The organism is Streptomyces sp. NPDC033165 (assembly GCF_055577965.1).
Genome location: NZ_JBVIPK010000013.1, coordinates 1 through 13,521, shown reverse-complemented (window position 1 = coordinate 13,521; position 13,521 = coordinate 1). Strand labels below are relative to the sequence as shown.

Below are 13,521 nucleotides of genomic sequence, written 5' to 3'. Positions count from 1 at the left end.
GCAGACGCATCAACGCGCACTCTCCTGCTTGACCTGATGACCACGCCCCGCGGTAATCATCGCAATACTGTCGGCCGAGGCAGAGTCCAACTCCGGGTCGAAGTACTGCGAATGCGCGTCGATCGAAACGCGGCCGAGCCCGACCAGCGGTGGCCCTGGATCCACCGCGAAGCGCCGCGCACCGAAGTCCTCACTTGCCGGGTCCCTGCCGAACCAGAGATCACTGCCTCCCGGATGGACCGCATCGACAACAATGGACCCTGCCGGCCCGAGCGCGCTCCCCGCTGCCGCGAGGACCCCCTTCTCCTTCGAAGGAAGGTGGGTCACCACGTCGTTTTCCGCAGCGCCAACAAATACGTGATCCCTTCTCACGTTGAGATCTTCTGCACGGTCCACGCCAACGCCGGGGCTGCCGACCAGGACGATGTCATCGACCCCAGGGATCCCGTCACCTTGCTGTGTGGCCGCTCCGACCGTTCTGGAACCGTAGGAGTGCCCGATAGCCGTCATGTGCGGATCATCATGGTCGTTCGACACCTCCAGTCCCGACATGAACCCGTGGAAAGATCGGCCGCCGGTCTCCGCCCTTTCGGTACCGGCAACAGCCAGGCTGCTCAGCCCGTCCGGACTCTGAGGCGCGTCATACCCCAGCCAGACGATCGCCGCAGTGGAATGGTCAATTTCTCTTGCAGCTACGGCTGTGTCGCGTGCCCTCTTCAGGTCACCCTTGGCGAATTCCTCGTCCAGCGACGTATTCAACCCCGGAACATAAGCCGCCACATTCCTAGACGTATCCGGATTCCCGTACGAGACAATCGCCCGCCCATTCCCCTGATCCCCGATCCCCAGCAAGTACATCGGCGGCTCCCCCGCCTTCGGCACCACCCCCAACTGCCGGTCGATCTCCCGCAGCGCGGCCAGTTTGGTCACCGCGTCCTCGTCGTCCCGCCCCTCCAGCTTTCCCATCAGCAACTGAAGGTTGTCCCGGTTCGCCGCGTCCCGTACCAGGGCCGGAATGCCGTCCAGGTTGCCGATCAGATCCGGGTACACCGCGAGGTACTCCTCGCGGTGCTCGTCCGTCAGCGCGTCCCACCACTTCTTGCGCTCGGCCGGAGACGCATCGTGCGGGATCGCGTTCTCCAAGTAGCTCCTCGCCGCCTGCCGCACCGCCGCCGCATCGGCCGCGGCGTCCGTCCACGTCGCGGCCGGGACGCCCAGGCCACCGTGGGCCTTCAGCGACCGCAGGATCCTGGTGTACCGCCAGTCCGCATCTGCCGCCGTCCGCACCGCCTGCGCCACCCGGTCCGCGATGTCCTGGGCCCTGCTCGCGTGCGGGTTGGGCGCGACCAGGCCGGAAGGGGTGACCATGCCCGGATTGGGAACCCCGGACGCCGTACCGCCCGCCAGCGGCTTCCCCTCGACCAGGCCCTCCCCCGCCGCCGGATACGTCACCGAACCATCCGGGTGCACCGTGAACCTCAGCGCCGCCGCCTCGTCCAGCGCCCCCTGCAACACCCGCTGCTGGGCCCTGATCTCATGGGCCAGGCTGTTCAGCGTGGTCCGCAGCAGCCCGCACTCGGTATAGATGTACTGGAAGTTCATGCCCAGCCGACGCAACTGCCCCAGAGCCGCCCCCGCCGCCTCCCCCTTCTGCGTATCTCGCAGTCCGGGCAGGATCTGGCCCTCGATACGGTCCCGGGCCGCATCGGCGCGGTTACTCACCCGGCCCCACCCATCGGCGGCCTCCTCCAGCTCGGCGCACTTCACATCCCGTAACGCGGCCCACGTCAGCGGGGAACCCACCGCACCCGCACCGCCGCCCGCGCCACCCCGCCCGCTCACCGCACCCCGCCACAGCTCTGGGTCTTCACCTGGACCTGGTCGAAGCTGCTCCTCACCACTTCGTTGACCTCGGCCTGGCAACGGGCGACCGCCCGCAGTTTCCCGGCGAGGCTCCCGCACTCACCGCGCGCCGCCTCCAGCCGCCGCTCCCACGAGTCCCGTACGGAACCCAACTCGGCCAACGACGCCAGCGCCCCGGCCCCGGCGATCAGGCCCTGGTGCGAGGCCTCCAGTTCACCCTTGACCGGCCCGAGATGCGTGACCAGACGATCGGTGCTCCCGGCGGCCCGTACCCACGGAGCATCGCTGTGCCGCAGATCCCCACCTCCAGCCCCTGCCCCGCCGACCGGCCCGACCGCCCAGTCCGGCACCGCCGGACCGGCCCAGCCCGGCGCCACCGGCCCGACAGGTCCCCCCATCCCGGCCGGCCCCGACACCCCGTCAGGGTGCCTACCGACGGACGCTCCACCCGCACCGTTCACGCCACTGACTTCACTCACGCCGCTCGCCCCGTCTCCTGATCGCCGACCGGCGGCACTGTGCCAAATCCGCAGGCCCGGACATGCCGCCGGTCAACAGCGCAGCGCGCAAGCCCCGTACACGCTCATACGGTGTTTCCCGGCCCGCGAACCAACCAGCACCGTTCCCGCCGGGCCACGCAGTTCACCCGAACGGAGGGGGCGGCACGCAGACCACCGGTACGAGGCAGCGACTCCGCCCACCCGGGATCACATGCCGACCGGCGCATCAGCGGCTCTCGAACGGCGCATACGAACACGCCCTGCCCCACGAACGCTGCAACCGCATCAGGAACCCATGGCCACCGTCATTGCTCCCGGTCACAGTGCGTGATACACAGAGTAACCAGGCATATGCGTGAAGAATCCGGGACGAGCCGCAGGTCAGGGTGGCCGCCCCGGTCAAGCGTGCGAGATCCGGGTAAAGACACCCGGAAGGCGTCGTACGAGTGCGGTTTCATCAGCGAAGATAGAAGGCGACCCGTGCCAGAACGGCACAGGCGGCGAACTACCCAACAGGGGCGGTGACTTACATGATCCTGGCAGCAGAGAAGGGCGACATCACCACCATCATCGGCGGAATCGCCCCGGACTGGGGGCCGTTCGGAACGCTGGGCAACGAGGCACGCATCATGATCGAGGTGGTGATGGCGATCGCCATCCTCCTCTGCCTCGGCATCGCGATCTGGGGCGCGGCCAAGCAGCGCATCGGGGCGACGGCACTCCGCGACACGTTCAGCGCGGAACAGGGCAAAGGGCTGATCGTGGCAGGCCTGACCGGGGTCTTCATCATCGGCTCCCTCGGCACCCTGTTCACCATCGTCTACGGAATGGCCGTCTGACCCACCGTCGGCCATCCCGCACCGGGCCGTCCCAGCCCGCTCCCCACCATCCGCCCGTCGCGCCCACCGGCTGAGGTTGCGTTTCCCTGATGTCGAGTCACTCCACCGCGCTCACGCGGCAACCAGCAGAGCTACCTTCGTCCTGCGCGGATCTGCACACGACCGAGGGAGCGAATGCGGCATGAGTCCCGGTGACGAGCACGACTACCGCGGCAAGGACCAGCCGGGCCGCTCGGACGACCCGTACAGCACCCTCGGCGGCACCCGCCAGACCCGCACCCGTCTCCCCGACGGCGACACGGGCAACCCCGGCACGCGCCGCCCCGTCCGGAACTCCCGCTCCCTGGTCACGATCACCGGCGTCGTGGTACTCCTCATCGCCGCCATCGCCTTCGCCAACCGGGGCGGTGGCAGCGACGACAACGCCTCCTCCGGCACGAAAAACCCCGGAACCGCAGGCAGCGCCCCTACCGCGCCCACCGGCACCAAGCCCGTCCAGGGCAAGAACGGCACCATCGCCTCCGGCTTCGCCCACGACGCGCAGGGGGCGCAGAGCGCGGCGGCGAACTACGCGGTGGCGCTGGGGTCGGCGGAGATGTTCACGAAGGAGAGCCGCCACCGCATCCTCGACACGGTCTACACCACTGCCGCGGCGGACAAACTCAGAGGGCCTCAGGACCTGGCCTACTCAAGCGAGTTCCTGGAGCGCCTCGGTCTGGACGCCGACGGAAACGCACCACAGGGCAGCACCTTCATCTCGCGGACGATCCCCGTCGGCACGAAGGTTCTGGCATTCGACGGCGACACCGCAGAGGTAGCTGTCTGGTACACGGGCCTCATCGGCATGTCCGGAACGGACTCGACCAAGCCCGTCAGCACCACCTGGAAGACATGGACGGCCAAGCTGTCCTGGTCGAACGGCGACTGGAAAGTGACCGGCGACTCCGAAAGCGACGGTCCAGCGCCCGTTCCCGGCGATGTCGCGGCCTCCCGGTCCGACGCCATCAGCAAGGCCGTCGATGAGTACGGAGGCTTCACTTATGCCAGGTAGCCCCAAGTACCGCTTCCGCTCGGTGGCCACCACACTGGTCGGACTACAGGCCGCCGCGATGGCATTCGCCGGACGCGCGGCCGCCGAGCCGACCCCCACTCCTACTCCTACGCCATCACCGAGCACCAGCGAAGACACCTGCCGACTGTTGTTCGGCGAGGTGAAGAAGTACTGCGAGGAAGACGAGAGCGGCGGTGCTCCCAGCAGCGTGCCGGGATCGCCGGACCCCGCAGAATCCCTCGACCCCCTCTCCTCCCTAGCCCGAGGCTGCGCCGACGCCGCCGCCTGGATCGTCGGCAAGCTCAGCGAGGCCGTCGAGTCCACGGCGAACGTCGACTTCACCAACCCCAAGTTCCTCCAGCAGTACGCCGTCATCTTCGCGGCCTCCACCATCCTCACCCTCGTCCTCTGGCTCCTCGCCGTGGCCAAACGCGCCATCCGCGGCGTCCCCCTGACCACCGCGATCTCGGAGGCCGTCGGCTTCCTCTGGCTCACCGTCCTCGCCTCGGCCTTCACCCCCCTGATCCTCTACACCATCGTCTCCGCGACCGACGGCGTCACCGAGGTCATCGCCTCCTCCACCGGTGGCCAGAGCGACGTCTTCTTCGGCTCGTTCGCCGAAGCCCTCAAGAAGGGCGAGGACATCGGCGGCGGCCCGATCATGCTGATCGTCGTCTCGCTCGTCTCGATCCTCGCCGCCGGCATCCTGTGGCTGGAGCTCGTCATCCGCGCCGCCCTGCTCTACGTCGGTGCGCTCCTCGGCATCGTCGTCTACGCCGGTCTCGTCGACAAGAACATGTGGGGCCACGTCCGCCGCTGGGCCGGCATCATGATCGCGGTGATCATGGTCAAGCCCGTCATCGTCATCGTTCTCGGCCTCGCCGGAGCGCTCTCCGCGAACGACGGTCCCGACGCCTTCTCCGCCGTCGTCTCCGGCCTCGCCATCATCCTGCTCGCCATCTTCGCCTCCGCCATGATCTACCGCTTCGTCCCCGGCTTCGGCGACGAGATCCAGGGCGCCCGCACCAACCGCAAGCAGGCCACCGACGGCGCCCAGGCCGCCGCCCTCATCAGCTCCCCGGCCGCCCTCGTCTCCCAGGGCATCAAGACCCACAGCGGCCGCAACGACCAGAACAGCTCCGGCGGAGGCCGCCCCGCCAACCCGGCCAGCGGCGGCGTCGCCGCACACAGCTCCCGCACCTCCAGCGGAAGCGGGGTCGGCGGCGGATCTGTCCCCTCCGCCGCACCCCCGCCCCGCAGCGGCGGCTCCGCCCCCGCCTCCAGCACCCCCCACAGCAGCCGCTCCTCCCGAGGCGGAGGCAGCGGCTCCGGCAGCACAGGTAACCCGAGCACAGGAGGTGGAGGGCGTTGACGACCCAGTCCCACACGATGACGCCCCGCCGTACGTATCTCATCGGCCGCGCCCGGCCGAACGCGATCGTCGGAAAGAACCGCGAGACCGGCGAGATCGCCCTGATCATCGCCGGCGCGTTCCTCGGCATGATGAGCGGACTCCTCGTCCCCGTCCTCTCCCTCCGCATCGTCTGCCTCGTGGGCTTCCCGCTTCTGGCCCTCGCCATCGTGTACGTCCCGTACAAGCACCGGACGTTCTACAAGTGGTTCGAGATCAACCGCAGCTTCAAGCGGTCCCTGCGCCGCGGAACCACCTACCGCTCCGGCGCCATGGAAGCGGGCGTCAGCGCCGACGGCCGCGAGGTCGAGATCGGCCCGCCCCCCGGCATCGGCCGGATCAGCTGGCTCGCCGCCCCCTTCGGCCCCGACGAGATCGCCGTACTCCTCCACGCCGACCGGCGCACCGTCACCGCCGCCATCGAGATCGAGGGCCCCGGCGTCGGCCTCCGCGACAGCGAGGACCAGGAAGCCCTGGTCGACCGCTTCGGCACCCTCCTCAAGCACGTGGCCAACGGCGACGGCTTCGTCACCCGCCTCCAGATGCTCGCCCGCACCCTCCCCGCCGACCCCGACGCCCATGCCAAGGACGTCGCCCAGCGCGGCGACAAGTCGGCCCCCGGCTGGCTCCAGGACTCCTACGACCAGCTCCAGTCCATGGTCTCCACCTCCAGCGAGCAGCACCGCGCCTACCTCGTCGCCTGCATGCACTACAGCCGCGAGCTCGCCGCCGAGGCCAATGCCATGGCCCGCGCCGCCCGCCCCCACGGCGGCCGCAGACTCGACCGCGACGCCGGCCTCGCCGTCGTCATGGCCCGCGAGCTCACCGACATCTGCGCCCGCCTCGCCGAGGCCGACATCCGGGTCCGCCAGCCGCTCGGCCAGAGCCGCCTGGCCTCCCTCGTGCACTCCATGTACGACCCCGACCACCCCATCGACCACATCCAGGCCATGACCAAGCGCAACGCCTGGCCCGCCGAACTGGACGCCGTCGAACCCACCTTCCTCCAGGCCAAGACCCGCGAGTCCGCCACCCGCGCCCCCTGGTGCCACGCCACGGCCTGGGTGAAGGAGTGGCCGATGACCCCCGTCGGCGTCAACTTCCTCGCCCCGCTCCTCGTCCACACCCCCGACGTCATCCGTACGGTCGCCGTCTGCATGGACCTCGAACCCACCGAGGTCGCCATCGAACGCATGCTGACCGAGAAGACCAACGACGACGCCGAGGCCAGCCGCCAGGCCAAGATGAACCGCACCGTCGACCCCCGCGACATCGCCGCCCACGGCCGACTCGACCAGCGGGGTGAAGATCTCGCCAGCGGCGCTGCCGGAGTGAACCTGGTGGGGTACATCACGGTGTCCTCGCGTTCACCCGAGGCACTCGCCCGCGACAAGCGGACGATCCGCGCCTCGGCCGGCAAGTCCTACCTCAAGCTCGAATGGTGCGACCGCGAACACCACCGCGCCTTCGTGAACACACTCCCGTTCGCCACAGGCATCCGCCGCTGACGGGCCATCGCCCCGGACGCACCAACCGCAGCTCCAGCTCCACATCCACCCCCGCAGGAAGAACCGCAACAAGAGAGGGCACCCCCACCATGCGAGACCCCCTGTCCGCATTGTCGGATGCCTTCACCTCCTTCCTCTTCGGCAAGGTGGAGACCACCCGGCTCCCCGTCCATACCTCGACGGGCCAGGCCCAGGCCGTCTACCTCCCCACCGCCGCCCCCGGCCTCGGCGACTCCGGCGTGATCATCGGCCGCGAGGTCTACAGCGGCAAGGGCTACATCTACGACCCCTTCCAGCTGTACGGACAACAGCTCCCCGCCCCCCACTGGCTCGTCCTCGGTGAGTCCGGCAACGGCAAGTCCGCGCTGGAGAAGACCTACGTCCTGCGCCAGCTCCGCTTCCGCGACCGCCAGGTCGTCGTCCTGGACGCCCAGGGTGAGGACGGCGTCGGCGAATGGAACCTCATCGCCCAGGAGCTGGGAATAACCCCCATCCGCCTGGACCCGACCGCCGCTCTCAACGGCGGCATCCGACTCAACCCCCTCGACCCCTCCATCACCACCACGGGCCAGCTCGCCCTGCTCCGTACGATCATCGAAGTCGCGATGGGCCACGGCCTCGACGAGCGCTCCGGCTTCGCGCTCAAGGTCGCCCACGCCTACGTGACCGCGACCGTCACCGAACGCCAGCCGGTCCTGATGGACATCGTGGAACAACTGCGCCACCCCGAACCCGAGTCCGCCGAGGCCATGAACGTCGACATAGACGATGTACGGGCCTGGGGCCTGGACGTCGCCCTCGTCCTGGACCGGCTCGTCGACGGCGACCTGCGCGGTATGTTCGACGGCCCCACCACCGTCGGCATCGACCTCGACGCACCCCTCATCGTCTTCGACCTCTCGCACATCGACCGCAACTCGATCGCGATGCCGATCCTGATGGCGATCGTCGGCGTCTGGCTGGAGCACACCTGGATCAGGCCCGACCGCAAGAAGCGCATCTTCCTGGTCGAAGAGGCCTGGCACATCATCAACTCCCCTTTCGTTGCGCAGCTCTTCCAGCGCCTGCTGAAGTTCGGACGCCGGCTCGGCCTCTCCTTCGTCGCGGTCGTCCACCATCTCAGCGACGTGGTCGACGGAGCAGCCGCGAAGGAAGCCGCAGCCATCCTCAAGATGGCCTCCACCCGCACGATCTACGCCCAGAAGTCGGACGAGGCCAGAGCGACTGGCCGGGTCATCGGCCTGCCGCGCTGGGCCGTCGAGATCATCCCCACCCTCACCCCCGGCATCGCCGTCTGGGACGTCAACGGAAACGTCCAGGTCGTCAAACACCTGATCACCGAAGCCGAACGCCCCCTCGTCTTCACCGACCGCGCCATGACCGAGGGTTCCTCGGACGACCAGCTCCCCGACGACATCCGCGCCGCGGAGCTGGAGGCGGAACAGCGCGCGGCCCGGATCGAGAACCAGCAACGGATGAACGACATGAACGAGTCGTCACGGTCGACGGTGGCCTGACATGGCCCGCCAGGCAGCAGGACAAGGACCGGCGCCGGAGCGGGGCCGTCGGCACGGCGGCCCCCAGCCCCGCCACGAGGAGCCCCGCACCGGTGGTATCCCCGACGGCCTGCTGGTCGGGCTGGTCGGCCTCCTGCTCGCGACAACCGTGCTCGCCTGGACGGCCACCGGCCTGGCCGGCCTCCTCGCCCACGGCTCCTGGCCGAACGGCGTCACCTTCACCCGAACTCCCCTCGCTCTGCGCGAACTGGCCACGGCCCCGCAGGACCTCCCTGCCGCCTGGCCCTACACGCCCCCGTCCCAGCTCTCCGGATACGGCCTCTTCTGGGGCCTGTTCATCGGCGAACTGATGGTGCTGGTGGTGCTGACGGTCTTCGTCCTGGGCTCCGTGGCCCGCTGGAGAGCCGTACGGGAACGGCGCCGCGGGGAGCGCCTGTACGGAACACCTCACGAGCCTCACGAACTCCACCAGCCCCACAACGTGCATGCGCAACCCCACGACGTGCACGCGCAGCCCCACAACACGCACGAGTCCCCGCTGACGAAGACCCCCGCAGCGCCACCTCAACCACAACCACCATCGCACCCGACAGAGCAGGAATCACACCGGGCAACCCCCCAGGCAACACACCAGCCACCCCCACATCTGCCCCTCTCACTCCCCTCCCCCCGCACCCCCCTCCTCGTCTACGCCCCCGCCCCAGCCCGGCGCCCCACCGTCGTCCAGGCCATCCAGGACGCCGAGGGACCCGCCCTCGTGGTCACCTCGGACCCCACGGTCTGGGCCGAGACGAAGGACGCCCGCGCCAAGCTCGGCCCGGTCCTCGTCTACGACCCGGGCCACCTCTGCGACACCCCCGCCCGCCTCCACTGGCCGCCGACCGCAGGCTGCGAGCACCCCGACACCGCCGCCGCCCGCGCGGCCGCGCTCCTCGCCCCGGTCCGCCCGCAGGCCAGGATCGACGCGGCGGTGGCCGACACCGCGCAGACGCTCCTCCAGTGCTGGCTGCACGCAGCCGCGGTGGACGGCCGCCCCTTCCGCCAGGTCGCCCGTTGGGCCTCCGGGGCCGCCGCCCACGAACCCGTACGCCTCCTCCGTACGCACCCCAAGGCCGCATCCGGACTCGCCGGGCTACTGGAGTCCGCGCTCACGGCCTATCCGGAACGGCGCGAAGTGGCGCAGGAGTTGAACGTACGGGCCTTCTCGGCCCTCTCCTCGGTGCACATCCGCGAGGCCTGCACGGCAAACCGATCGGATTCGGCCGCGCTGGAATCTTTTGCCCGCGAGGGGGGAACGCTCTATCTGGTCGGTGAACCCATCGAGGATCCCCGTACCCGCCCCGGCGCGATGCCCCTCCTCACCGCGCTGGCCTCGCACGTGGTCGAGCACGGCCGCCGCATGGCCGCACGGTCATCCGACGGTCGGCTCGACCCACCAACGACGCTGGTCCTGGACGACGTGGCCGCCGTGGCCCCGCTTCCCCAGCTCCCCGAACTGCTGGCCAAGGGCCAGGATCTGGGCATGCCCACCGTCGCCCTGCTCCGCTCGCGCGAACAGGGCCGGGCCCGCTGGCAGCAACACCTGCACACCCCTGGCGCCATCTGAACGAACAGGGACCAACGGCCTACCTGCCCCCGCCCCGCCCCCGCTCGACCACGTACTCCAACTCCCACTCCCCCCGCCCACCGGGCGCCGCAATACGCTGCCCGGACGGTACGAACCCGAACCGGCGGTAGAACGCCGCGGCGCGCGGGTTGTTCTCGTGGACGTACAGGCGCACCCGCTCCAGCCGGGGCTCCGACAGCGACCAGGCCCAGTCGACGGCCTCCCGGAACAACGCGTCCGTCACCCCGGCCCCCCGTACCTCCGGCCGGACGAAGACACCGACCAGGTGCCCCTGGTCCACCGCCGGGGCCTCGCCGAAGCGCACATCGTCCTCCGTCCGCTCGACGAGCACGGTGACCGTGCCCACCCACACCCCCTCGGGCGACTCCGCGACGAACTGCCGCACGGTCCTGCCCTCGGCGGCCACAGCGGTACGGTCCTGCCAGAAGGCATCGGTCCGGGCCACCGCCTCCTCGTACGTCTCCAGGAACGCCACGGGAGCCGCCGGGTCCTTCAGGGCATCCAGCCGCAGCTGCCTGGCCAGCGGCCATTCCTCGGCCCGCACCGCACGCATCACATAGTCCATGTCCCGATCCTCACCCCCGCCCTCCCCCGCTTCAACCGACTAAACCCCAGCGCCCGCCCCCGCCCCCCCCTGGTCACCGCCACACGCCGTCGTACCCGGGTACTACGCCCCGTCCCACGTCCCGCCCCCGGTCGGACGACCGCCACCGGCCCGCTCCGTAGCGTCGACGGCATGATCACGGCATACGGACTCTCCAAGCGGTACGGCGACCGAACCGTCGTCCAGGACCTCGACTTCACCGCCCGCCCCGGCAGCCTCGCTCACCGGCCCCGGCATGCCGCGCGCCGTGGCAGGCACGGCGACGGGGGCCACCCTGCGGGGCCTGGTGCAGCTCGGCCTGGACGGGGTCATGCTCCTCCCCGAGGTCCTCGGGATGTTCCCGTACGAGACCGTCGAGCAGGCCGTCCGGTACCTTCCCACCCAGGTCGCCGGGGCTCGGCTCCGCCACACCGCTCCCAGGAGCTGCGCAGTCGGGACGCCTGAGCCCAAGCAGGGAAGGCAGACGAAAGAGCAGGAAGAAGCAGAGAAGCAGGAAGAAGAGACAGGTGACGGACGACCACCACCACGCCGGCAAGAGCCCTGACAGTGCCACGGCCCCGACCGCGACCACGGCTCCTCTCACCCGGGCCATCCGCGGCACTCTGGACCGTCTCCGCGCCTTCGACCGACGTCGGCCACGGGTCTGGGACGCGGCGGTGACCGCGTTCTGGACCGTGGCGGCCGTACTCGACTACACCTCCGGCGGCTGGCGGACCGTCGCACGCGACGTGACCGCACCCGAACCGCTGGTGCTGCTGATGAGCCTGTGGTTCTCGCTCCCGCTCCTGTGGCGCCGCAAGCACCCGATGACCGTGCTCCTGCTGTCCGCCCCGATATCCCTGGTCAACATCTGGACGGGGGCCGTGGTCCAGGCCGCCCTGCTCCAGCTGATCCCGGTCTTCCAGATCGCCCTGCGCTCACCCCTCCGTACTCTCGGGACCGCGGCCCTGGTGTTCTGCACCCCGCTCCTGGCGGGCGCCGTCGGCATTCCCGGCGTCTGGGGCCAGCAAGTCGTGTCATACGTATGGGGGTTCGTCTTCGTCGCCCTTCTGGGCATCGCGGTACGGACGCGCCGCGAGTACACGGAGGCCCTGGTCGAACGCGCCCACCGCCTGGAGCACGAACGCGACCAGCAGGCCCGCCTCGCCGCCGCCGCCGAGCGCACCCGTATCGCCCGGGAGATGCACGACATCATCGGCCACAACCTGTCCGTCATCACGGGCCTCGCGGACGGCGGCGCGTACGCGGCCCGGAAGAACCCGGAACGCGCGGCCCAGGCGCTGGAGGCGATAGGCGCCACCAGCAGGCAGGCCCTCTCCGAACTCCGCCGCCTCCTGGGCGTCCTCCGCGACGACCACCCCGACGCCGAGCGCACCCCTCAGCCGACGCTCGACGAACTGGCCCCCCTCATCGAACGCGTACGCCGCGCGGGGCTGCCCGTCCACCTGGAACTCCACGGCCCGGAACTCCACGGCGAACCGCAGGCCTCCACGCTCACGCCGGGCCGCCAGCTGACCGTGTACCGGGTGGTTCAGGAGGCCCTGACGAACACCCTCAAACACGCCACCGCACCCACCGGCACGGCCCTGTCCGCGACGGTGACGCTCACCCACACCCGTACGCACATCGATGCCCGCATCACTGACACCGGCGCCACCACCTCAACACCTAGGAACGAACCGCCGATCCGGGCCAAGGGCATCATGGGCATGCGGGAACGGGCGGCTCTCTACGAGGGAACCGTCGAAGCCGGCCCGCTGCCTGAACACAGCGGATGGCAGGTACGCCTCCGCCTCCCCCTGGAGGACACCCACCCGTGACGACCGTACTCATCGCGGACGACCAGCCGATGCAACGCTTCGGCTACCGCATGCTGTTGGAGAGCCAGGACGACCTGACGGTCGTCGGTGAGGCGGCCGACGGCACCGAGGCCGTCAACCTGACCGCCCGCCTTCAGCCGGACGTCGCGCTGATGGACATCCGTATGCCGGGCCTCGACGGCATCGAGGCAACCCGTCGCATCGTCAGGTCCGGGGCCCGCACCCGCATCCTCATCGTGACGACGTTCGACCTCGACGAGTACGCGTACGACGGCCTCCGCGCCGGAGCCAGCGGCTTCCTGGTGAAAGACGCCCTGCCGGAGGAGCTCCTCTCCGGCATCCGCGCGGTGGCCGCAGGCGACGCCGTGGTCGCCCCGACCCTCACTCGCCGCCTGCTCGACGCGTACGTCCACCACCTCCCCACCGCCCCCGACGCCCAAGCCCCGCAGGACCCCCGCATCAACGCGCTGACAGAACGAGAGCGCGAGATCCTCACCGTCATAGGACAGGGCTGGTCCAACACGGAGATAGCCACCCGCTTGCACCTGGCCGAGTCGACTGTGAAAACGCACGTCACCCGCATCCTCGCCAAGACAGGAGCGAGAGACCGGGTACAGGCAGTGATCCTGGCGTACGACACCCGCCTGGTCACGCCCTCGTGAGTGAGGAGGGCCCTGCCCTCCTCGGAACGCAGAAAAGCCCCGTGCCACAAGGCACGGGGCTTTCCCGGAAAAATTGTTCGGCGGCGTCCTACTCTCCCACAGGGTCCCCCCTGCAGTAC

The 13,521-nt window shown here is 69.8% G+C and carries 11 protein-coding genes; 8 read left to right on the top strand and 3 right to left on the bottom strand.

The genetic code is table 11. From position 1 onward, the window contains the following. Positions 1 to 9 precede the first annotated feature (9 nt). Both ACZ5WC_RS25945 and ACZ5WC_RS25940 read right to left on the bottom strand, forming a co-directional pair. Complete coding sequence (locus ACZ5WC_RS25945; protein ID WP_468543057.1) at positions 10 to 1,803, bottom strand: alpha/beta hydrolase; 1,794 nt, start codon at positions 1,801 to 1,803, stop codon at positions 10 to 12. A gap of 35 nt (positions 1,804 to 1,838) precedes the next feature. Beyond that, positions 1,839 to 2,261: a hypothetical protein gene (locus ACZ5WC_RS25940; RefSeq protein ID WP_468543056.1), complete on the bottom strand. Its 423-nt coding sequence runs from the start codon at positions 2,259 to 2,261 to the stop codon at positions 1,839 to 1,841. Positions 2,262 to 2,893: 632 nt separating this feature from the next. On the opposite strand from ACZ5WC_RS25940, the gene ACZ5WC_RS25935 reads away from it, so the two are divergent. From ACZ5WC_RS25935 to ACZ5WC_RS25910, 6 genes are all read left to right on the top strand, one after another. Further along, on the top strand, positions 2,894 to 3,202 hold the full coding sequence (locus ACZ5WC_RS25935) for a hypothetical protein (RefSeq protein WP_003968086.1): 309 nt from the start codon (positions 2,894 to 2,896) through the stop codon (positions 3,200 to 3,202). Between the two features lie 181 nt (positions 3,203 to 3,383). Then, positions 3,384 to 4,253 carry a DUF8175 domain-containg protein gene (locus tag ACZ5WC_RS25930; RefSeq protein ID WP_468543055.1) on the top strand — a complete coding sequence of 290 codons (870 nt, stop codon included), beginning with the start codon at positions 3,384 to 3,386 and terminating at the stop codon, positions 4,251 to 4,253. Continuing rightward, entirely contained in the window at positions 4,243 to 5,625 is a 1,383-nt protein-coding gene (locus ACZ5WC_RS25925) for a hypothetical protein (RefSeq protein WP_468543054.1), read from the top strand. Before ACZ5WC_RS25930 ends, ACZ5WC_RS25925 begins: the two co-directional genes overlap by 11 nt. Then, positions 5,622 to 7,172, top strand: a complete 1,551-nt coding sequence (locus ACZ5WC_RS25920) for an SCO6880 family protein (RefSeq protein WP_468543053.1) — start codon at positions 5,622 to 5,624, stop codon at positions 7,170 to 7,172. Before ACZ5WC_RS25925 ends, ACZ5WC_RS25920 begins: the two co-directional genes overlap by 4 nt. Positions 7,173 to 7,261: 89 nt before the next feature. Next, positions 7,262 to 8,689, top strand: coding sequence for an ATP-binding protein (locus ACZ5WC_RS25915; RefSeq protein WP_468543052.1), 1,428 nt, complete (start codon positions 7,262 to 7,264; stop codon positions 8,687 to 8,689). Between the two features lies 1 nt (position 8,690). Then, positions 8,691 to 10,295 (top strand): type IV secretory system conjugative DNA transfer family protein, encoded by a 1,605-nt coding sequence (locus tag ACZ5WC_RS25910; protein ID WP_468543051.1) that lies wholly within the window; start codon positions 8,691 to 8,693, stop codon positions 10,293 to 10,295. Positions 10,296 to 10,314: 19 nt separating this feature from the next. Here ACZ5WC_RS25910 and ACZ5WC_RS25905 read toward each other — a convergent pair whose 3' ends face one another. Beyond that, on the bottom strand, positions 10,315 to 10,881 hold the full coding sequence (locus tag ACZ5WC_RS25905; protein ID WP_468543050.1) for a GNAT family N-acetyltransferase: 567 nt from the start codon (positions 10,879 to 10,881) through the stop codon (positions 10,315 to 10,317). Positions 10,882 to 11,426: 545 nt separating this feature from the next. Here ACZ5WC_RS25905 and ACZ5WC_RS25900 point away from each other — a divergent pair. Both ACZ5WC_RS25900 and ACZ5WC_RS25895 read left to right on the top strand, forming a co-directional pair. Beyond that, positions 11,427 to 12,740, top strand: coding sequence for a sensor histidine kinase (locus tag ACZ5WC_RS25900; RefSeq protein WP_468543049.1), 1,314 nt, complete (start codon positions 11,427 to 11,429; stop codon positions 12,738 to 12,740). Continuing rightward, a complete protein-coding gene (locus ACZ5WC_RS25895; RefSeq protein WP_468543048.1) occupies positions 12,737 to 13,402 on the top strand; it encodes a response regulator in 666 nt (221 codons plus the stop codon). Before ACZ5WC_RS25900 ends, ACZ5WC_RS25895 begins: the two co-directional genes overlap by 4 nt. The last annotated feature ends 119 nt before the right edge of the window (positions 13,403 to 13,521 follow it).

What these genes read in the sequence shown, in the direction of transcription:
- ACZ5WC_RS25940 (WP_468543056.1), bottom strand. Translation starts at nt 2,261, where the DNA reads ATGGGGGGACCTGTCGGGCCGGTGGCGCCGGGCTGGGCCGGTCCGGCG.
- ACZ5WC_RS25905 (WP_468543050.1), bottom strand. Translation starts at nt 10,881, where the DNA reads ATGGACTATGTGATGCGTGCGGTGCGGGCCGAGGAATGGCCGCTGGCC.
- ACZ5WC_RS25925 (WP_468543054.1), top strand. Translation starts at nt 4,243, where the DNA reads ATGCCAGGTAGCCCCAAGTACCGCTTCCGCTCGGTGGCCACCACACTG.
- ACZ5WC_RS25935 (WP_003968086.1), top strand. Translation starts at nt 2,894, where the DNA reads ATGATCCTGGCAGCAGAGAAGGGCGACATCACCACCATCATCGGCGGA.
- ACZ5WC_RS25915 (WP_468543052.1), top strand. Translation starts at nt 7,262, where the DNA reads ATGCGAGACCCCCTGTCCGCATTGTCGGATGCCTTCACCTCCTTCCTC.
- ACZ5WC_RS25930 (WP_468543055.1), top strand. Translation starts at nt 3,384, where the DNA reads ATGAGTCCCGGTGACGAGCACGACTACCGCGGCAAGGACCAGCCGGGC.
- ACZ5WC_RS25910 (WP_468543051.1), top strand. Translation starts at nt 8,691, where the DNA reads ATGGCCCGCCAGGCAGCAGGACAAGGACCGGCGCCGGAGCGGGGCCGT.